This is a genomic window from Gordonia malaquae, from assembly GCF_037148075.1.
Taxonomy (GTDB): Bacteria; Actinomycetota; Actinomycetes; order Mycobacteriales; family Mycobacteriaceae; genus Gordonia; species Gordonia malaquae.
The window spans coordinates 23,210-42,023 of sequence record NZ_JBBCUB010000007.1; the positions used below are offsets into that span (position 1 = coordinate 23,210).

Sequence of the window (18,814 nt, forward strand, 5' to 3'; positions counted from 1 at the left end):
CACATTTCACACGGCGGTTCAGATCGAGCAGCTGCCGGACGATTCGCCCGCGGCGGACTGCCCCTCGGAGGCGGCCTTCAGGTTGACGTCGGACCCGGCGAACGCGAAGTCGATGCCCGATCCCGTCACCTTGAGGTCGCTGACCTTGATCTGCTTGAACAGCGGCCCGAACATCGACGTCGTCACCTGGTCGACGATCGGCTGCGCGAAGTCGGAGGGCAGCCCGAACATGAGCGCGGTCGCATCCTTGACCTCGAACTTCACTGTCCCGTTCGTCACGGTCGGCTTCAGCGTCACTGTCGCGGGGATGCTCAGGATCGCGATCGGAACCTCGGTCTCGAGCTTGATGGTGCCTGCGTTCGCGTCGGCCGAGATCGACTTGATCGTCGCGCCGCCGCTCTGCTGGCTCTCGTTGCTCAGTTCGGTGATCCGCTTGTACGGCAGGTAACCCGAGCCTTTGAGCGATCGGACTGTGCCGCCGTCTGTGCTGATTCCTTCGGCACGCGCGTGGAGCCGCATGTCGGCGGCGTCGCCGTCGTTGGTGTCCACTTGGACCCACGGCACTTCACTGCCGAACACTGCGAGCAGCATCGGCTTTCGCGACACCGACACGTCGGTGGACGCGCCGGTCAGCCCGCCGAATGCGTTCGAGATGCAGTCAGTGACCTTGCTGCGCATGTACAGCTCGGAGCCCACGCCCGCGATGACGAGCAGCAGCACCACTGCTGCGGAGATCAGGGCGATGGTGCGCCTGCGGCCGTGCTTGTTCGCCGCCGGCGCGGACTTCGTCACGGGGATCTCCGGGCTGGAACTCGCGACGGGGATGCCCGGGTTGCTCGGCGCATCGAACGCACCGGTGCCGAGTGCTTCCATCTGACGGGTCGGAGGGCGCGACGCCTGTGAGTAGGCGTGCGTCGCGGGCTCTGCCGGGCGGCGGGTCGGGTCGATCGGTCCGGTGATCACTTCCCCGGTCGGGGTGTCGTCGGCCGCGTCCGTCGACTCTGCGGGGCCCACCGGTTCCGGCTGAGCCGGGTCCGCCGAAGGCGTCGCGGCAGCGGCGTCTCCGACAGGTGGGCTGTTGTCGGGAGTCTCCCCGCTCGGAGTGCTGTCGTCGGTCATGCTCGGGTCCCATCCAGGCTGCGGATGTCACGGCGATTGGCGCCGATCGCCAGCGCCGCTCGCGCCTTGTCGGTCCGGGTCAGGTCGATGTCGTGCAGATCGACCCGTTCACCGGAGTCATAGTCGGCGATCACGCTACCGAACGGATCTGAGATTCGGCTATGGCCCACCCCAGTGGGAGCTGACGATTTCCGAGCCGCCGGATCGGTCGGCAACGCCTGCCCCACGGCGACGACGTGTGTCGCGGAATCGAGGGCCCGCGCCGATGCGAGGAGTTCCCACTGCTCCTGTTTGCCCGGACCGGCACCCCACGATGCGGGTACCACGATCAGCTCTGCACCCCGACGTGCGAGTTCGGTGAACAGTTCGGGGAACCGGATGTCGTAGCAGGTCGCGAACCCGACCTCGTGTCCCGCGATCTCGGCGATCACGGTCCGGTCCCCCGGCGCGATCGTCGCCGATTCGCTGAAGCCGAACGCGTCGAACAAGTGAATCTTGTCGTAGCCGATCGGCCGCAGCCCGGGTCGTGCCACCAACAGGGTGTTGTGGATCCGGCCGTCGTCGGACGGCGTGAACATGCCTGCGACGACACTGATCCCGACCTCGGTCGCGACGTCGGCGATCCGTGACGCCCACGGCCCGTCGAGCGGCTGCGCGACGTCGGTCAGCGACACCCCGAAACGGCACATGGCGGCTTCCGGGAACACGATCAGGTCCGCGCCGGCGGATGCGGCCCGCCGCGTCTCGTCGATGATGCGTGTCAGGTTGGTGTGGGGGTCGGTTCCGGTGGAGATCTGGGCCATCGCCAGCCGCACGCGGTACTCCTCGCTGTTGTGCTCGACGATCAGCGTTGGTACAGCGTGGAACCGTCCGGGCCGCTTGTCGAACTGATGAACTTGGCGAAACAGTGATCCTTGTCGAGCGATTGACTCACGCACCACGACAACGCTGAGGACGGTGTCGAGAACTGCTGCGCTGAGACGATGACCCACCAGTGCTTCTCGGTGAAGACGGGCCAATCAGCTGAGCGGAGCAGCCGTACGTTCGGATATCGCTGCTTCATTGAAAGGTACTCGCTGTAGATCGAGGCGTTGTCCCAAGTCCGTCCTTCGGCGTACAGGCCCGGCCATTTTGCACTCACCTGCGCGGCCCACCGGTTGTCGGAGTTCGACCGCATGTACGCGGTGTCCGACGCCGAGGACGAGGCCAGGTCGCTCGCAGCCTTCGCCTCCGGATCGACAAATGTCGTGGTGGTCGTCAGGCCCGGTTGTGGAATCCCGACCTGCGCGGTGGTCGTCTCGACCGTCGAGTCCGACGAGTCCGACACCTTCTTCCAGACCACGACGCAGCCGATCACCAACGCGATGACGCAGGCGATCGCCAGGCCGAGGATCACGCCGCGCGCGGCAGACTGCCCGGACCGACCGTAGGGCTGCGGATACCCGGTCATCGGATACTGGCCGGAAGGATACTGGCCCGCGGAATACTGCGCGCCGCGGTTGTGGGGGCCGGGATACTGGGGGCCGGGATACTGGGGTTCGAGCTGGGAAGCGGGGTAGCCGTAGGCGTCCTGGTCCTGCGGGAGACCGGGGTTGGCGAACTGCTCGGTTGATCCCTTGTCGAGCGATACGCGGTCCGACCCGATGTCACGCTGCACCGTCTCGGCGAAATGATTCACCCCTGACTGCTGCCCATCGGGCGATCCTGGCGTACCTGGCGTCGACATGCGCTCATGGTAGTCGCGTCGAATGCCTCTGCTGAGAGCATCGTCCGTTCAGATCACCCAAGTGTCGTGTGTTGAGAGTTCCTAGACGGTTGGTGGTGCTCCGCTGTGCAGCCGGCAAGGCCGGTGCCGCCAACCATTGAGGAACTTTCAACACACGGCACAAGGTCAGGACGGGTGAACCGCCGACCAGGGCACGGTGAGCATGTTGTCCACCCGCCGTCCACGCGGGACGACGACCGGCACTCCGTCGTCGGCGAGCATTCCCAGCGCCACCCGCCACCGGTCGCGTGGCCCGAAAGCGGCCTGTCCGGCCGCTCGATCCCACGCTCGGTCGGCGGCGACGAGCAGGTCGTGGACGAGTTCGCCCGGCACGTTGCGGTGAATCAGCGCCTTCGGCAGTCGCGGCGCAAGATCAGACGGTCGATCCGAGTGAGTCGGCGACCAGCACAGAGTCAGTTCGACGGGCCCGTCGGCGTCGAGCAGCACCCAGCAGTGTCTGCGCCCGATCTCATCGCACGTGCCCTCGACGATCAGCCCGCCCGGCGCGAGCGCCGATCGCATCTGCGCCCACGCCTCGTCGACTTCGGCCTCGTCGTACTGCCGGAGGACGTTGAAGGCGCGGACCAGATTGGGTCTCAGTCCGGCGAGTTCAAACCCGCCGAGCGCAAAGCGGACACCGCCACGAGGTTCCACGATCCGGTCCGGATCGATCTCGAGGCCGACCAGGCTCAGTCCTGGGACGACGGCACGGAGGCGGTGAGCCATCTCGACGGCGGTGTCCGGGCGTCCGCCGTACCCGAGGTCGACGGCGAGCGGCTGCGGCACGTCCAGTGCTGCGCGCACCCGCCGGTCGCCCGCCATCGCGCGGTCGACGCGGCGCAGTCGGTTGATGTTGGTGGTGCCACGGGTGATCCGTCCGAGCGGTCGGCCCGCCCGTCCGGATCGGGTCATGCGAGGTTCTTGCTCACCCATTCGGCCGTGAACTCGGCCTCACCGCGGAACAGGTCCACCAGGTTGATCAGCATCAGCTGTTCGAGTTTGCCGTTGATGAACGGAAGGAAGACCTTCACCTCGGTCGTCTTGCGGACGGTGCAGCCGGTCTCCGTCGGGAACAGCACCTGCTCGCCGTTCAACGAGCCCGGACCGGCGGGGATCGACGCCGTGTACGTTCCGGGCGTCTTGTCGGCGACGAACGCGCCGAGCGTCTCCACCCGCGTGATGACCATGTCCTTCTTCATCACGGTCTGCGCGACCGGCGGAAGCATGTCGCGTGTGATCGTCTGCTTGAGGACCACTCGCATGCCGTCGTCACCGGACTCGAACTCTTCGACATTCGAGATGGGCGTCAGTTCCCGGAACTGCACCATCAGCGCGTCCCAGTACTCCCGCTGCATCTGCGCCTGGTAGATCTTCTCCGCCGGGTGCTCGTAGCGGGCGGAGTAACTGAGCCGTCGTGCCATGGACCCCAGGGTAACTGGGAAATTAACTCTGCTGGAAATCGAGCGTTGCGTCGCGCTCCGCGTCCAGAAGGATGACGACCTGCTCGGCGACGGCGCGTTCGATCTTTCCGCCGACGAACGGGATCGGAACGTCGACGCTGCCGGCGTACTTCGCCACAGCCTGATCGCCCGCGATCGTGATGTCACCTAAGATCTTGGCCGGAGCACCCGTCACCGATGCGTCCATCCGGCCCGTGATCGTGTCGCCGTTTCGGGTGAACACGCAGGTGCGAGGGATCTCCAGATCGCCCGGGCGCACCGCGGTGACGGCCTTCGGCAGGTTCGCCGCGGCGATGCCCTGCTTGGTCACGACGGTCACCGAGTCGCCGTCGACGGTGAACGATTCGAGGACACCGTGATCGGCGTTGGTCGCCTTCAGCAGATCACGCCAGTACTGCTCACTGCTGAGCAGAGCCCACAGTTCTGCCACAGAGAACGGGTACGACACCGAATGCTCGAAGTTGCTCGCCATGAAGGAGAGGTTACCGTTACCCGCATGACCCACGCACAGCTCCTGTCCGCGTACACCACGCTGCGTCTCGGCGGACCCGCGCGAGCCGTCGTCGAGTGCACGGACACGGCGTCGCTCGTGGAGACGGTGACCCGACTCGACCGGGCCGACGAACCGGTCCTGTTGATCGGTGGTGGATCGAACCTGGTGATCGGCGACGACGGATTCGCGGGCACCGCGGTCATCGTCCGCAGCACCGGCATCACCTTCGACTCGGACGACGACGGACCGTTCGTCACCGCCGCTGCCGGGACCGACTGGGACACGCTGGTCGCCGCGACCGTCGACGCAGGCTTCGGTGGACTCGAGTGCCTCTCCGGCATCCCCGGCGCGGCAGGCACCACGCCGGTGCAGAACGTCGGCGCGTACGGCGTTGAGGTCGGCGACCTGCTGCGCGGCGTCGAACTGCTCGACCGGGCCACCGGCCGAGCCGAGTGGGCCGCACCGTCGGCCCTCGAGTTGGCATACCGGACGTCGAGGCTCAAGGGCACCGACACACACGTGGTCCTCACGGTCAGCTTCCGGCTCAATCCGGGCGGAGTCTCGCAGCCGATCGCCTACCGAGAGTTGGCTCAGCGTCTCGCCGTGGACGAGGGCTCGTCGGCTCCCGCCGCCCAGGTGAGAGATGTGGTGCTCGGCCTGCGAGCGGGCAAGGGCATGGTGCTCGACGCCGACGACCATGACACGTGGAGTGCGGGATCGTTCTTCACCAATCCGGTGGTCGGCGACGACCGGATCGACGAGGTGATGGCGGCGATCGTCGCGAAGGTCGGCGACGATGTGAAGATCCCCTGCTTTCCGTCCGACGGCGGATCGAAACTGTCGGCGGGCTGGCTCATCGAACGGGCAGGCTTCACTCGCGGCTACCCCGCCGAGGACGCTCCCGCGCGACTGTCCACCAAGCACACTCTGGCGTTGACGAATCGTGGTGCCGCGACCACCGCCGACCTGGTGGCGTTGGCCGCCGACGTGCGGGACGGAGTGCGCGACGCGTTCGGCGTCGTCCTGCACCCCGAGCCCGTGTTCGTCAGCTGTTCACTGCCTCGCTGACATCGCCGAGGACGGTGTCGAGCACTGCGTTGAACGCGTCGGCGCGCTCGAACGGCACCATGTGACCCGCGCCCGGGAACTCCGTGTACGAGTGCAGCACCCCGTTGGCTCGGAGCACGTCGGCCATCTCCCGTGAATGCTCCACCTTCGTCAAGCGATCCTTCGCGCCGACGACAACAGCGGTCGGAACGGAGATCCGTTCGAGGCCCGCGGTCACGTCGAGGCTGTACATGGCCGTTCCCCATGCGCCGCGCGCCGACGGCGAACACGCGGCGAGTTGCTTGTCGGTGAAGTCGACATGCGCCTGCCGCGCGACCGGGCCGAGAGCGACGTAGTGCGCGATCCTGGCGCTCAAGTCGTTGCTCGCAAGAGGAAGCGGCAGAGAGACGAACGCACGCTCCACCAACGGTTCGGCCGGACGGAGGAAACGCGGAAGTTCGGGAACGAGCTGCTGACGCTGGACGACGTCCTTCGCAGCCGTCGACGTCAGGACGATGGCCGAGATCTTCTCCTCCATCCCCGAACCGAACTGCGCTGCCCACGACATGATCGTCATACCGCCCATGGAATGCCCGACCAGCACGGCGCGTTTGCCCTCTGGGACCATCTCCTCCAGGACGGTCTGCAGGTCCTGACCGAGGAGTTCGACGGACGGCCGGACCGAGCCCAGCTCGGACAGTCCGTGCCCTCGATGGTCATACGCGATGACTGCGCGGTTGTCCGCGAAGTGATGGAACTGCGGATTCCAGAATCCGGTGTTGCACGTCCATCCGTGAATGAGGACGATCACCTCGTCTGCGGCGTCGACGTCGCCGATTGTCGCGACGTGGAGCAGTGCACCGTCCGGCGTTCCCACGACGGACGAGCGGGGCGCCTTTGCCGGCGGCTCGACCCGCGGGTCCGGACCGTCCTGGACGGGGGTCGGGTACTTGAACGCCTCGCGCAGAATGAGCGCTCCGACAGTCCCCAGTTCGGCGGCGATGACACCTCCGACTAGTCCCGCGCCGATCAGCGCGCCCTTGCCTAGACCACGCCAGTTCACGTCAACCATGAGTGTTCCTCTCAGTGCACGGCGTCAGTCACCCGACGACGCCGCGGGGCCTTTCGACTTGTCGAAGATCGAGCTCGCCTCGCCGACTGCGCGGGAGATCTCGTCGTCAAGTGCTTTCGAGAACGCCGACTCGACGATCTCGTGCGCCATGGGACGCACAGTCTGGATGAGTTCAGCGATCCGCGTGAATGTCTGGTCTCCCAGCTCCGGCAGATTCTCGTCGAAGTACTTGTCGGTGATCAACGAGACGAAGCTGTGCGCGACGTCGGCCAGGTCCTGCTCCACTCGCACCCACATGTCGAGCAGCACGTCGATGTCAATACCCGCTTTGACCAGGGCTTCAGCACTACCGAGTACTTCTGGGTTGCGCACAGCGTAGTGCGCGCCGTCTTTGGTGAGGAGCCCGAGTTTTTGACTGATACCGATTGCCCGATCCGACGCCCCGAGCGACTTCCGCAGCTCCGTGATGGTGATGGTGGCGGCCCGTTTGATGCTCATCAACCGATTGGTCTTCGGCGACGCGCGCAGTACGTGCTCCACCTTCATGCCGTAATGCGCCGCGTGCAGAAGCTCGCTGATCGTGGCGAACGTGTAGCCGCGTTCGAGCATGCGGGAGATCAGGTTGAGCCGGACGAGGTGCTCGTCGGAGTACCACCCGGTGCGGCCGCGGATGGTGGGTGCGGGCAACAATCCGCGATCCTGGTAGACGCGGATGTTGCGGACACTGACGCCCGACACCTGGGCGAGGTCGTTGATGCGGTACTCGGTCATGCGTCGGCCCTGACGAGCGTCATCCGAGCTTCCGGAACCAGTTGCGGTTCAGGATCTCATCGACGCGGACACGGACGTCGACGATGTACACCATCGACGCGACCACGCCCACCAGGAACAGCACCATCATCCCGAGTCCGCCGATCACGAACAGCCAGATCAGCACGTTGGAGCCGGCGAGGAGCGCGACCCAGAACGTCTTCGACTGCGCGTCCACCGCGGTGAACGCGTCGGCCCGAGTGCTCACCGCATGCACGAGCGCCGCCAGCGCCGACACTCCGGCGATGACACCGAGCGCAAGCACCAGGTACAACCGGGCGTTGAGTACCACGTCTTGAACAGTCACCAGGCCACCTTACCCACGAGCGTTGTCAACGTTGGACGCCGCGTCGTCTGCGCCGTCCTCTGTCTGCGCGTTCTCACGTCGGAACGAGTCGTAGATCTCGAGGAGCATCTGCTTCTGGCGTTCGCTGATCGAGTCGTCGACGAGCAGCGCGTCGCGGACCGGACTGGCCGGGCGCTCCTCGAGGATCCCGGCGCGGACGTACAAGACCTCCGCCGAGACGCGCAGGCCCTTGGCGATCTGCGCGAGGACGTCCGCCGACGGCTTCCGGAGTCCCCGTTCGATCTGCGACAGGTATGGATTGCTCACCCCGGCCCGTTCGGCGAGCTGGCGAAGAGACACCTGCGCCGAGAGCCGCTGCGTGCGGATGAATGCGCCTATGTCCTGCGCTGCCGCCGCAACCGCGTCCGCGGTGCTCGCGTCGTCGCACTGCTCGGCATCGGACTTCTTACTGTGACTGCTCACGTTCGATCAACCTGCTTCTCTCTAGAAGTCCAGTGTGCCGAACGAGTGCTAACAAGTGCAAGCACCGGCTCGGGGAGCCGGAACTGGCGCCTCCCCCGTTCCTCGAGCGCAGTCGAGAGGTCAGCCGAACACGAGCACGGAGATCGTGTAGATCGCGAGACCTGCGAGGGAGCCGACCACAGTGCCGTTGATGCGGATGAACTGGAGATCGCGACCCACTTGCAGTTCGATCTTGCGACTGGTCTCCTCGGCGTCCCAGCCCCGAACGGTGTCGGTGATGACGGAGATGATCTCGGCCGAGTAGTTCTCCGCGACGTGGCGAGCGATCCGCGCGATCCACGTGTTCATCTTGTCCTGCAGCGGCTGATCGTCACGGATCCGGACGCCGAGCCGGACCACTGCGTCGGCGATCGATGTGCGGAGGGTCGACGACGGGTCGTCGAGCATCTGCTCGATGACGTCCTTACCCGCCTGCCAGGCCGTCGACGCGGCGCCGTTCACCTCGTCGCGGCCGAGGAGTTCGGCCTTGATGCCTTCGAACTTGGCGATCGTCGCCTCGTCGTGTTGCAGCTCGTACGCGAACTCTTTGACGAAGTCGTGCATCGCTCGACGGACGTCGTGGGACGGATCCGCCCTCACCTTGTAGGTGAACTCGGTCAGTTCCTTGTAGATCTTGTCGCCGACGAGGTTGTTCACGAAGTTCGGCACCCACGCTGGACCGTCGCGGTCGACGACGCGGTCGATGAGCTCACTGCTGCCGAGCGCCCATTCGTGGGCGCGGTCGCACAGCATCTGAACGATCGGCTCCACCCGATCCTCGTCGACGAGTTGTTCGAGGATGCGACCGAGCGGCGGAGCCCACAGTGGTTCGGCGGCCCACTTGAGCACTGCCTGAATGAACTTCTCGACGTCTTCATCGCGCAGCATCTCGGAACCGAGCTTGATCGCACGCGACACTTCGTCGTTGACGCGTCCTGCGTTCGCGGGGTCGGCGACCCACCCGGATACACGGCGCGGCAGGTCGAGGGAGACCGCACGGTCGACTATCACCTCGGGCGTCATGAAGTTCTGCTCGACGAACTCGCCGAGCTGGTCGCCGATCTGATCCTTCTTGCGGGGGATCAGCGCCGTGTGCGGGATCGGGATGCCGAGCGGCTGCCGGAACAGCGCGGTGACGGCGAACCAGTCGGCGAGGGCGCCGACCATTCCCGCCTCCGAGGCCGCCCGAACGAAGCCGACCCATGCTGCGGTGTCTGTGCCGTCCCGGTGCTCGATCCAGCGCATCACGAAGTACACCGCCGCCGCCCCGAGGAGCATGCCTGTCGCGACGATCTTCATCTTGCGGAGGTCACGTGCGCGTTGTTCGTCGCCCGCGACGTCTAGACCTGCGGGCGTCGATCTCGGCAGCTGTGGTTGCTGTCCCAAGGTTGTCGACACGCCACCAGTCTTCCCGAACACGCACTAGTGTTGCCAGGTGATGCCGAACCTCAATCCGCTGTCGTCCGCTTCGGTGGCCGTGAACGCCGCGCGCACCCTCACACGTGAGCTGGAGCAGCGCATATTGGTGCCTGCGGTCGAGGCTGTCACGTCGGACGGCCGCAAGCAACGGTGGGAGAAACACAAGCAGGAGCGGCGCGCCGAGCTCACGTGGGGGACGATCGAGGCGCTCCGCGATCTCGGCGCCGAAGCCGGGATGGACGAGATCGCGTCGCACATCGGAGTGTCGAAGACGGTGCTGTACCGGTACTTCGCGGACAAGAACGACCTCGCCGCGGCGGTCACCGTCACCTATATGGAGTCGACTCTGCTGCCGAAGGTGACTGTCGCCCTGACGGACGATCTGGTGGACTACGACCTGGTCCGCGCGGTGATCGGCGCATATGTCGAGACCGTCGCCGAGGACCCCAACCTGTATCTGTTCACCACCGGACGGACGGCGGGCAGCCTGTCGATCGCCCACACCGAACGAATCTTCACCGGAGCCGTCGCGTCGACGCTTGAGGCTCGATTGTCGGCACGAGGAGCGTTGACCTCCGGTTCTCGGACGTGGGCCGCTGCGATCGTCGGTGCCATCATCCGCGCGGTCGACGATGTTCTCGCGCATGGAGACGGCTCATCTGCGCAGTTGGTGGACGAATTGACGATGCTGGTGTGGGGCGGAATCGTCGGCATCGTGACACGCAACGGAGATCCGGCCGCATTCGCTGCCGATCCGCTCCCCATGCCGCCGATCGAGACTGAGGACCAGTGACGAACAAGGTTCAGACGTCGGCTCTCTGCGCTCGTTCCGTCGGCCCGATCGCAACGTTCGACACGTCGTCGACTCCCGGATACAACGGCGACAAGACATCGGGGACTGCCGAGTTGGCCGTCATCGGGGAACGGCTCGCATCGTTGCAGGAGATGCTCTACGCCGAAGGACGTTCCGGTGGGACACGCTCTGTCCTGTTAGTCCTGCAGGGCATGGACACCGCGGGCAAAGGCGGCATCGTCCGGCACGTCGGCGGCTTGTTCGATCCCCAAGGGCTCACCGTGACCGGCTTCGGGAAGCCCACCGACGAAGAACTCGCGCACGACTTCCTGTGGCGGATCCGCAATGCCCTGCCCAGACCAGGCAGGATCGGGATGTTCGATCGCTCGCACTACGAGGACGTGCTTCCTGTTCGGGTCCACAACGTGGTCCCCGAGAGCGTATGGCGTCCGAGGTTCGAGCAGATCAACACCTTCGAGAAGGAGTTGACCGAATCGGGTGTGACGATTGTGAAGTGTCTGCTGACGGTGTCGAAGGATGAGCAGCGCAACCGTCTCGCCGAGCGCTTGGATCGACCGGACAAGTACTGGAAGTACGATCCGAACGACATCGACGAACGCGCCCTGTGGGACGACTATCTCGCCGCTTACCAGGATGTTCTGGATCTCACCGACACCGATGCCGCGCCGTGGCACCTCATTCCGGCCGACCGCAAGTGGTTCGCGCGCCTGTCTGTCGCCCAACTGCTCCTCGACGCGCTGGAGTCACTCGACCTCGCCTGGCCTCCCGCCACGTTCGATGTCGAAGCGGAGAAGGCGCGAGTCGCTTCGCTGGACTAGTACGGCGACGGACGCGCGCAGCGGAGCCGAGGGGCGAGAACAGTGGTCGCGCTACTCCGCAGCCCGCGAGGCGCCAGCCGAGCCGGCGAGGACTGCGCGACCGCTGTTCTCGCCCCTCGGCGCAACTGGCACCACACTTCGACACGCCACCTCGGCTAGCGCCTCGAAGGCGGCTCAATGAGCAGGGGAACGCGAAAGACCCCGCCACCTGCAGAGAGAGGTGACGGGGCCTTTCGAGTAGACCTTACTTGGCGGCCGGAGCCTTCTTGGCCGGGGCGGCCTTCTTAGCCGGTGCTGCGGCCTTCTTGGCGGCGGCGACCTTCTTGGCGGGCGACGCGGCGGCGGTGCGAGCCTTGGCCTCGACGGTGCCGGCGGCACCTGCGACCTTGTTGGCTGCGGCGTTGGTGTCGGCCTTGACCTTTGCGGCGGCCTGCTCAACCTTGACGGCTGCTTCTTCGACCTTGGTCGAAGCCTCAGAGAGGTCGACGGCTGCGTCTTCGACCTTGTCGGCTGCGAGGCCGACGAGTCCGGCGGCACGCTCGCCGACCGCGCGGGTCTGCGACGACACGGCGCCCAGTGCGTCCTCGGTGAGGTCGACGGCGTCGTTGTAGGCCTTCTCGACGCGGGTCAGGTTCTCCGACACGACAGCGTTCTCACGGATGCGGGCAACGGCGGTCTCGCCGCGCTCAGCGAGCGAGTTGTACAGGCTGGTGGCGCGCTCGACGTAGGGATCGGCGACCTTGCGGAGCTCTTCTGCGGTCAGCTTCTCGCGGAGCTCGTCGATGCTCGGGAACTCGGTGGGGAGCTCCTCGATGCGGGTGCGGGTGGACTCGAGGCGGGCGCGGGCGCTCTCGATGCGGGTCTGGGTCGCTTCGCGGCGGGCTTCTGCGCGGGTACGCAGGTCGGCGAGGGCGTCCTTGACTTCCTGGACGGCAGCGTCGCCTGCGCCGACGACAGCGAAGACCGGAGTGGGGAGGGTGCGTTCGGCGGTGCTCATGGGAACTCCTAGTTCACGTTGTTGCTTGACTCTTCGAGTATCACGCAATCTGCTAACTAGAGCAAGCACCGTGCTAGCGAACGTGGCAAGGATCACCGGAAGGTAAAACATCTGAAACCACGAGTTTTCACCAGGTTGACCTGCAGAGTTACTAATCGGAAGCCTCTGCTCCACGCGGATCCGAGACTTCAGCTCACTGCTAGCAAAATGAGTGCGGAGCGCGGGTCTCTACTACGAGGCGACAGCGACGCGGTCGGAGTACTCATAGAAGCCGCAACCCGACTTCTTTCCCAGACTCCCCGCGGCCACCTTCTCCACGAGCACCGCGGGCGGCGCATACAACGGTTCGTTGAATTCGTCGAACATCTTCTCCGCGATCGCCTTCACGGTGTCGAGGCCGACGAGGTCGGCCAGTTTGAGCGGCCCCATCGGATGGGCGCACCCGAGGACCATCGCATTGTCGACGTCGTCCACAGTCGCGAAACCGCTCTCGACCATCCGCATCGCGGACAAGAGGTACGGGACCAGGAGCGCGTTGACGACGAACCCGGATCGGTCGTCGGAGCGGATCACCTGCTTGCCCAAGACATCGTGGGCGAAGGTCTCGGCGCGAGCGATCACGTCGACGCCTGCGGCCTCGGTGGTGACCAGTTCCACCAGCGGGAGCACGGGAACCGGATTGAAGAAGTGGAGGCCGACCACGCGGGAAGGGCGCCGCGTCGCCGAGCCGAGCGTGCGAATCTGGATCGACGACGTGTTGGAGGCGAGAACCGCGTCAGGGTCGACGACAACGCCGTCGAGCTCGCGGAAAATCGCGGTCTTGACGTCTTCGTCCTCGATCACGGCTTCGACGACCAGTTGACGGTCCGCGAAATCGGCGAGGTCGGATGTGAAGCGCAGCCGCCACGACGCCTGCTCACGCTCACGTTCGGTGAGCGTTCCGGTGGACACACCGTGGTCGAGGGAGCCGAGGACGCGCGCCCGTCCGGCGATCACGAGCTCTCTGCTCGACTCGTAGACGAGGACGTCGACTCCTGCGCGGGCACATACTTCGGCGATACCGGAACCCATCTGACCTGCGCCGACAACGCCGACGCGGGAGATCTTCTCGCTTGCCATGGTAGTTCCGCGCTCCAGGGGTAGGTAGCAACAATCCCGGGCCGAGCGGGGCCGGAGGCCCCGCCTGACCCGGGATCGTCAAGGCGTCAACCGTGCACCCAGTCTCCTGAGCGCAGTCGAAGGGCTTAGTGGAACTGGCCCTCTTCGGTCGAGCCCTTGAGGGCTGCAGTCGAGGTGTTGGGATCGACCGTGGTGGCGATCTTGTCGAAGTAACCTGCGCCGACCTCACGCTGGTGCTTGGTGGCGGTGTAGCCGCGCTCCTCAGCAGCGAACTCGCGCTCCTGCAGGTCGACGTATGCCGACATCTGGTTGCGGGCGTAGCCGTGAGCCAGGTCGAACATCGAGTAGTTGAGGGCGTGGAAGCCTGCGAGGGTGATGAACTGGAAGGTGAAGCCCATCGCGCCGAGCTCGTTCTGGAACTTGGCGATGGTGTCGTCGTCCAGGTGCTGCTTCCAGTTGAAGGAAGGCGAGCAGTTGTACGAGAGGAGCTGGTCCGGGAAGTCTGCCTTGACAGCCTCGGCGAACTGCTTGGCGAGCTCGAGGTCGGGCTTGCCGGTCTCCATCCAGATCATGTCCGCGTAGGGGGCGTATGCCTTGGCGCGGGCGATGCAGGGCTCGATGCCGTTCTTGATGCCGTAGAAGCCTTCGGCGGTGCGGGTGCCGTCCAGGAACGGGCGGTCACGCTCGTCGACGTCCGAGGTCAGCAGGGTTGCGGCCTCAGCATCGGTGCGGGCGATGACGACGGTGGGGGTGTTCGCGACGTCGGCTGCGAGGCGAGCCGAGGTGAGCGTACGGATGTGCTGCTGGGTGGGGATGAGCACCTTGCCGCCGAGGTGGCCGCACTTCTTCTCCGAGGCGAGCTGGTCCTCCCAGTGGGTGCCTGCGGCGCCGGCCGAGATCATGGCCTTCTGGAGCTCGTACACGTTGAGTGCGCCACCGAAGCCCGCTTCGCCGTCGGCGACGATCGGGACGACCCAGTTGTCGACCGAGTTGTCACCCTCGACTGCGGCGATCTCGTCAGCGCGCAGCATCGCGTTGTTGATGCGACGAACGACGGCGGGGACCGAGTTGGCCGGGTACAGCGACTGGTCCGGGTAGGTGTGGCCCGAGAGGTTCGCGTCGCCTGCAACCTGCCAGCCCGACAGGTAGATGGCCTTGAGGCCCGCACGGACCTGCTGGACGGCCATGTTGCCGGTCAGCGCGCCCAGGGCGTTGATGTAGCTGCCGTCACCCTTGGTGACGCCGTCCCACAGGATCTCGGCGCCGCGGCGGGCGAGGGTGTTCTCCTCGACGACCGAACCCTGCAGCTGCACGACCTGCTCTGCGGTGTAGTCACGGGTGATGCCGTTCCAGCGCGGGTTGGTGTCCCAATCCTGCTGGATCTCGGCGGCGGTACGCGGCTTTCCGACGTTGCTCATAGCCTTCGCTTTCGTTAGAACTGCTGATTCGCAGTGTCTTCTTGGATCTCGGTACTCCCCGATTGCGAACCGGAGTGCACCTGGAGGCGATGCCTGACGCAAGGTTGCCACAGATCAAACGTCCTGGTCTAGCCCTTGCCGATGCAAACTTCGAACAGCACTCATCCCGTTTTTGCAAATGTTGTGAAGATTCAGAGGCCCTCACGGAGGGCCTCTCAACAAAAAAGTACGCGCGTACTGGGAAAACGCCGGGCGGCCCACTCCCGCCCTCACGTGACGCTCAGCGTCTACACATGCGCGGTGGCTCACACAAGAATTCGTGCGTGTGAGTGACATCACCGCACTGTGCGTGACGAGCGGTGTCGCCTACTCTGCGGCAGCGCGCTCCACCGCAGCCTTCACGAGGTCGGTGAACGCGGCCTCGTCGAGCGGCGGCTGGGTCAGCGGAGCCCCCGGCACGGCGCCCGCGGCGACCTCCGGCGTCACTTCGACCTCCGTTCCGGAGACACCCATCTGGATTGTCACGACCTGTCCTCCGGGCCGCTTCACGAGCACGTTGGCGAGCAGCGCGGTGCGCGAGCGGGGGTTGGTGCCCGCGGGCCGTTTCACCGAGTCGGTCCGGACCAGATACGAGACGACGATGTCGTCGCCGCGCAGCGCGGGGAGTTCGACCGACGTGTTGACGATCGGTATTCCCGCGAGGGAGCCGGTCGACGGGGTCGCAGTCACCGAAGCGCACGGCCCGCTGGTGTCACGGCGGTCGGCATCGACGTCACGCCGCACCGTGGTGAGGAGTTCACTGAACGTGCCGGTCTCCGACTGCGCCACGAGCAGAACGGTGTTGTCCTCTGTGAGCTGCGGGTTGAACTTGGCATCGGCCGTCGGCTTGCACTCGGCCGGAACGAACCCGACGGTCGACGCCGATTCGAGCGTGCTGCGATTGGCCGCGATCAGCTCGCCGACCGACTGCGGGACCACGGTGAAGCCCTGCGGCACCGAGTCGCCCGGAAGCAGTCGCGACGGGAGGTCCGAGCCGGGATCGGCCGGTTGGGATGATCCACACGAGGTCAGGAGCATCGCCGCGACAACCGCAGTCGAAACAGTGATGATGGACGTACCCGAGAGTCGTGATCGCACGCGGTCACGGTACCCCGACGGTCGATGTCGGCACCCGATTCGATCCGCGCGCTGCGTGGCAGGGAGGATCCCGCACTCGATGAGTGGCAAGAAGATGTACGTCGGCGCGCGTCTGCGCCGACTCCGCGGTGAGCGAGGGCTGTCACAGCTGACGATGGCGTCGACCCTGGGGATCTCGGCGTCGTACCTGAATCAGATCGAGCACGACACCCGACCCCTGACCGCACCGGTGCTGGCGAAGATCACCGAGATCTTCGGCATCGACATAGGGTTCTTCGATCCCCAGGACGATGTCCGGCTCGTCGCCGAACTCCGCGAGGCACTGCTCGACGAGGACCTAGATTTCGATCCGGCGGCGAGCGACGCCAACGAGGTGTCGGCGATGGTCGGCTCGCACCGGGCGATCGCCGAGGCACTGGTCGGCATGTACAGCCGATACCGCGTGGTGTCCGAACAACTCGCCGCCGCCACCGCGGGCCGCGGTGAGCCCGGCGGCCGCGGCGCGATCAGTGCACCACACGAAGAAGTGAGGAACTTCTTCTATCAACGGCGCAACTACATCCACGAGTTGGACGAGGCCGCCGAGAGCCTCACCTCACGCATGCGCATGCACTCGGCAGACGTCCGAGCCGGTCTGACCTCGCGCATCGAGGACGTGCACGGCGTCCGGATCGCGCGGCGCGTCGACCTCGGCGACAATGTGCTGCACCGCTTCGACAAGGACCAACGACTGATCGAGTTCTCCGCAGCGCTGTCCCCCGGGCAGCGTGCGTTCAAGGTCGCGGCAGAGCTCGCGTACTTGGAGTTCGGCGATCTCATCACGTCGCTGGTCGCCGAGGGCGGGTTCTCCACCGACGACGCGACGGCCCTCGCGCGGCAGGGGCTCGCGAGTTACTTCGCCGCGGCTGCCGTGCTGCCGTACGCCCAGTTCCACGGCGCGGCCGAGGACTACCGGTACGACATCGAACGGCTTTCCGCGTTCTACGCCGTCTCCTACGAGACCGTCTGCCACCGACTGTCGACGCTGCAGCGGCCGAATCTGCGCGGGGTGCCGTGGACGTTCGTCCGCGTCGACCGCGCAGGCAACATGTCGAAGCGGCAGTCGGCGACCGGATTCAACTTCTCCTCGAGCGGCGGCACCTGCCCGCTCTGGAACGTGTACGAGTCGTTCACCTCACCGGGGAAGATCCTCACTCAGATCACCGAGATGCCCGACGGCCGCGAGTACTTCTGGGTGTCGAGAACTGTGGAACGTCGCGCCGCCCGGTACGGGCAGCCTGGCAAGACGTTCGCGATCGGCATGGGCTGCGAACTGCGCCATGCGAATCGTGTCGTCTACTCCGACGGCGTCGGGATCGGCGCGGACGCGAGGGCCACGCCGATCGGCGCGGGCTGCCGTGTCTGCGATCGAAAGAACTGTCCGCAGCGAGCGTTCCCGCCGCTCGGATCGACGCTCGACATCGAAGAGCACCGCAGCACGGTCTCGCCGTACACCACAACGTGAGGGCTAGCCCGATTATCGTTTCGTGATGTCCGTCCGGCACCATCAGTCCCTGTGACCTCAGGACTACGGACGAAACTCACACTGCTGACAGTTGTCGCGGCGATCGTCGCCACGTTGGCCGGGCAACCCGGCACCGCCGATGCCGCTACTGCACGCGTCGTGAGTGTTCATCGGGTCGACGGCCAGCTCGCGCTCGTCCGGGTCTACTCCCCCGCACTTCGAACGACGATCACCAACCAGGTGCTGCTGCCTGGAGGCCCCGGCGCGACTCCTGTGTTCTATCTCCTGAACGGGAAGTCCGGCGGCGTCGACGGCGACAGCTGGCTGCGCAAAACGCGGTACCGGAAGTTCTTCGCGGGCAAACGTGTCACCGTGGTGTCGCCGGTCGGCGGCGGCTACACCTGGTATTCGCCCCCGGGGTGGCAGCGCTACCTCACACACGAGCTTCCGACCGCGATCGACGCCCGCTTCCCGACGACGGGCAGGGCGGGCATCGCGGGTCTGTCGCACAGCGCCTCGTCCGCGCTCGACATCGCCGGTCGCGATCGCCGATTCGTCGCAGCGGCGTCGTACAGCGGCTGCCCGGCGATCACGTCCCCGCTGGGGACCACCGCGGTCGTCGCGACGATGGCCAGCGGCGGACAGAACCCGTTCGCGGTGTTCGGTGCGCCCAGTGCTCCCGGTTGGGTCGATCACGATCCGGCGCGCAATCCTCTCCGCCTCGCGGACAAAGCCGTGTACCTGGGCGTCGGCAGCGGCGTCCCCGGCCGGTTCGACGGCCCGGTCCTCGGCTACCCGGGGCTCATCGTCGGCCCGACTCAGGTCGAGACGATCGTCCGAGACTGCACCTCTCAGATGCGCAGCGCGCTCATGGGGGCGGGCGTCCGACACACCTATCGGGTGTTCTCCACGGGCGCTCACACGTGGGGCCTGTTCTATCGCGAACTCAAAGACAGCTGGCGCACCCTCGCTCCCGCCCTCCACCGCTGACCCCGAACCCGAGCACACGGGCTA

The 18,814-nt window shown here is 65.9% G+C and carries 20 protein-coding genes; 5 read left to right on the forward strand and 15 right to left on the reverse strand.

Annotated features, from left to right (window positions below):
• Positions 1-18: 18 nt before the first annotated feature.
• From WFK36_RS20140 to WFK36_RS20165, 6 genes are all read right to left on the reverse strand, one after another.
• Entirely contained in the window at positions 19-1,119 is a 1,101-nt protein-coding gene (locus WFK36_RS20140) for an LmeA family phospholipid-binding protein (RefSeq protein WP_336793825.1), read from the reverse strand.
• Positions 1,116-1,934 carry a carbon-nitrogen hydrolase family protein gene (locus tag WFK36_RS20145; RefSeq protein WP_336793827.1) on the reverse strand — a complete coding sequence of 273 codons (819 nt, stop codon included), beginning with the start codon at positions 1,932-1,934 and terminating at the stop codon, positions 1,116-1,118. Before WFK36_RS20145 ends, WFK36_RS20140 begins: the two co-directional genes overlap by 4 nt.
• 29 nt (positions 1,935-1,963) lie before the next feature.
• Complete coding sequence (locus WFK36_RS20150; RefSeq protein WP_336793828.1) at positions 1,964-2,845, reverse strand: hypothetical protein; 882 nt, start codon at positions 2,843-2,845, stop codon at positions 1,964-1,966.
• A gap of 165 nt (positions 2,846-3,010) precedes the next feature.
• On the reverse strand, positions 3,011-3,796 hold the full coding sequence (locus WFK36_RS20155) for a class I SAM-dependent methyltransferase (RefSeq protein WP_336793829.1): 786 nt from the start codon (positions 3,794-3,796) through the stop codon (positions 3,011-3,013).
• On the reverse strand, positions 3,793-4,305 hold the full coding sequence (locus WFK36_RS20160; protein ID WP_008380547.1) for a DUF2505 domain-containing protein: 513 nt from the start codon (positions 4,303-4,305) through the stop codon (positions 3,793-3,795). Before WFK36_RS20160 ends, WFK36_RS20155 begins: the two co-directional genes overlap by 4 nt.
• Before the next feature lie 22 nt (positions 4,306-4,327).
• Complete coding sequence (locus WFK36_RS20165) at positions 4,328-4,816, reverse strand: DUF2505 domain-containing protein (RefSeq protein WP_336793831.1); 489 nt, start codon at positions 4,814-4,816, stop codon at positions 4,328-4,330.
• A 24-nt stretch (positions 4,817-4,840) separates the two neighbouring features.
• On the opposite strand from WFK36_RS20165, the gene WFK36_RS20170 reads away from it, so the two are divergent.
• Positions 4,841-5,905, forward strand: a complete 1,065-nt coding sequence (locus WFK36_RS20170) for a UDP-N-acetylmuramate dehydrogenase (RefSeq protein ID WP_336793832.1) — start codon at positions 4,841-4,843, stop codon at positions 5,903-5,905.
• On the opposite strand, the gene WFK36_RS20175 is transcribed toward WFK36_RS20170, so the two are convergent.
• From WFK36_RS20175 to WFK36_RS20195, 5 genes are all read right to left on the reverse strand, one after another.
• Positions 5,883-6,956 carry an alpha/beta fold hydrolase gene (locus tag WFK36_RS20175; protein WP_336793833.1) on the reverse strand — a complete coding sequence of 358 codons (1,074 nt, stop codon included), beginning with the start codon at positions 6,954-6,956 and terminating at the stop codon, positions 5,883-5,885. The two genes, WFK36_RS20170 and WFK36_RS20175, sit on opposite strands and share 23 nt — an antisense overlap.
• 24 nt (positions 6,957-6,980) lie before the next feature.
• A complete protein-coding gene (locus tag WFK36_RS20180) occupies positions 6,981-7,727 on the reverse strand; it encodes a MerR family transcriptional regulator (RefSeq protein WP_008380540.1) in 747 nt (248 codons plus the stop codon).
• A gap of 19 nt (positions 7,728-7,746) precedes the next feature.
• Positions 7,747-8,073, reverse strand: coding sequence for a DUF2516 family protein (locus tag WFK36_RS20185; RefSeq protein WP_008380537.1), 327 nt, complete (start codon positions 8,071-8,073; stop codon positions 7,747-7,749).
• Positions 8,074-8,082: 9 nt separating this feature from the next.
• Complete coding sequence (locus WFK36_RS20190) at positions 8,083-8,535, reverse strand: helix-turn-helix domain-containing protein (RefSeq protein ID WP_008380535.1); 453 nt, start codon at positions 8,533-8,535, stop codon at positions 8,083-8,085.
• 120 nt (positions 8,536-8,655) lie between these two features.
• Positions 8,656-9,873 (reverse strand): DUF445 domain-containing protein, encoded by a 1,218-nt coding sequence (locus WFK36_RS20195; RefSeq protein WP_336794064.1) that lies wholly within the window; start codon positions 9,871-9,873, stop codon positions 8,656-8,658.
• A 139-nt stretch (positions 9,874-10,012) separates the two neighbouring features.
• On the opposite strand from WFK36_RS20195, the gene WFK36_RS20200 reads away from it, so the two are divergent.
• The gene (locus WFK36_RS20200) at positions 10,013-10,786 is read left to right on the forward strand and encodes a TetR/AcrR family transcriptional regulator (protein ID WP_157436107.1); all 774 of its coding nucleotides are present in this window, start codon (positions 10,013-10,015) and stop codon (positions 10,784-10,786) included.
• On the forward strand, positions 10,783-11,625 hold the full coding sequence (locus tag WFK36_RS20205; RefSeq protein WP_336793836.1) for a polyphosphate kinase 2 family protein: 843 nt from the start codon (positions 10,783-10,785) through the stop codon (positions 11,623-11,625). The genes WFK36_RS20200 and WFK36_RS20205 overlap by 4 nt, the downstream gene beginning before the upstream one ends.
• A gap of 244 nt (positions 11,626-11,869) precedes the next feature.
• On the opposite strand, the gene WFK36_RS20210 is transcribed toward WFK36_RS20205, so the two are convergent.
• The 4 genes from WFK36_RS20210 to WFK36_RS20225 all read right to left on the reverse strand — a co-directional run bounded on the left by WFK36_RS20210 (position 11,870) and on the right by WFK36_RS20225 (position 16,296).
• Positions 11,870-12,622 (reverse strand): DNA repair protein RecN, encoded by a 753-nt coding sequence (locus WFK36_RS20210; RefSeq protein ID WP_336793838.1) that lies wholly within the window; start codon positions 12,620-12,622, stop codon positions 11,870-11,872.
• Between the two features lie 231 nt (positions 12,623-12,853).
• Complete coding sequence (locus tag WFK36_RS20215) at positions 12,854-13,741, reverse strand: 3-hydroxybutyryl-CoA dehydrogenase (RefSeq protein WP_336793839.1); 888 nt, start codon at positions 13,739-13,741, stop codon at positions 12,854-12,856.
• A 125-nt stretch (positions 13,742-13,866) separates the two neighbouring features.
• Positions 13,867-15,159 (reverse strand): isocitrate lyase, encoded by a 1,293-nt coding sequence (aceA, locus tag WFK36_RS20220; protein WP_008380526.1) that lies wholly within the window; start codon positions 15,157-15,159, stop codon positions 13,867-13,869.
• A 366-nt stretch (positions 15,160-15,525) separates the two neighbouring features.
• The gene (locus WFK36_RS20225; protein ID WP_336793840.1) at positions 15,526-16,296 is read right to left on the reverse strand and encodes a hypothetical protein; all 771 of its coding nucleotides are present in this window, start codon (positions 16,294-16,296) and stop codon (positions 15,526-15,528) included.
• A 79-nt stretch (positions 16,297-16,375) separates the two neighbouring features.
• Between WFK36_RS20225 and ramB the strand changes: the two genes are divergently transcribed.
• Entirely contained in the window at positions 16,376-17,800 is a 1,425-nt protein-coding gene (gene ramB, locus WFK36_RS20230) for an acetate metabolism transcriptional regulator RamB (protein WP_008380524.1), read from the forward strand.
• 51 nt (positions 17,801-17,851) lie between these two features.
• On the forward strand, positions 17,852-18,790 hold the full coding sequence (locus WFK36_RS20235; RefSeq protein WP_336793841.1) for an alpha/beta hydrolase: 939 nt from the start codon (positions 17,852-17,854) through the stop codon (positions 18,788-18,790).
• The last annotated feature ends 24 nt before the right edge of the window (positions 18,791-18,814 follow it).

Bases quoted from the DNA above. Each gene is read 5' to 3' on its own strand.
- WFK36_RS20140 (WP_336793825.1), bottom strand. From the start codon at position 1,119: ATGACCGACGACAGCACTCCGAGCGGGGAGACTCCCGACAACAGCCCA.
- WFK36_RS20150 (WP_336793828.1), bottom strand. From the start codon at position 2,845: ATGTCGACGCCAGGTACGCCAGGATCGCCCGATGGGCAGCAGTCAGGG.
- WFK36_RS20155 (WP_336793829.1), bottom strand. From the start codon at position 3,796: ATGACCCGATCCGGACGGGCGGGCCGACCGCTCGGACGGATCACCCGT.
- WFK36_RS20160 (WP_008380547.1), bottom strand. From the start codon at position 4,305: ATGGCACGACGGCTCAGTTACTCCGCCCGCTACGAGCACCCGGCGGAG.
- WFK36_RS20165 (WP_336793831.1), bottom strand. From the start codon at position 4,816: ATGGCGAGCAACTTCGAGCATTCGGTGTCGTACCCGTTCTCTGTGGCA.
- WFK36_RS20170 (WP_336793832.1), top strand. From the start codon at position 4,841: ATGACCCACGCACAGCTCCTGTCCGCGTACACCACGCTGCGTCTCGGC.
- WFK36_RS20175 (WP_336793833.1), bottom strand. From the start codon at position 6,956: ATGGTTGACGTGAACTGGCGTGGTCTAGGCAAGGGCGCGCTGATCGGC.
- WFK36_RS20180 (WP_008380540.1), bottom strand. From the start codon at position 7,727: ATGACCGAGTACCGCATCAACGACCTCGCCCAGGTGTCGGGCGTCAGT.
- WFK36_RS20195 (WP_336794064.1), bottom strand. From the start codon at position 9,873: ATGAAGATCGTCGCGACAGGCATGCTCCTCGGGGCGGCGGCGGTGTAC.
- WFK36_RS20200 (WP_157436107.1), top strand. From the start codon at position 10,013: ATGCCGAACCTCAATCCGCTGTCGTCCGCTTCGGTGGCCGTGAACGCC.
- WFK36_RS20210 (WP_336793838.1), bottom strand. From the start codon at position 12,622: ATGAGCACCGCCGAACGCACCCTCCCCACTCCGGTCTTCGCTGTCGTC.
- WFK36_RS20215 (WP_336793839.1), bottom strand. From the start codon at position 13,741: ATGGCAAGCGAGAAGATCTCCCGCGTCGGCGTTGTCGGCGCAGGTCAG.
- aceA (WP_008380526.1), bottom strand. From the start codon at position 15,159: ATGAGCAACGTCGGAAAGCCGCGTACCGCCGCCGAGATCCAGCAGGAT.
- ramB (WP_008380524.1), top strand. From the start codon at position 16,376: ATGAGTGGCAAGAAGATGTACGTCGGCGCGCGTCTGCGCCGACTCCGC.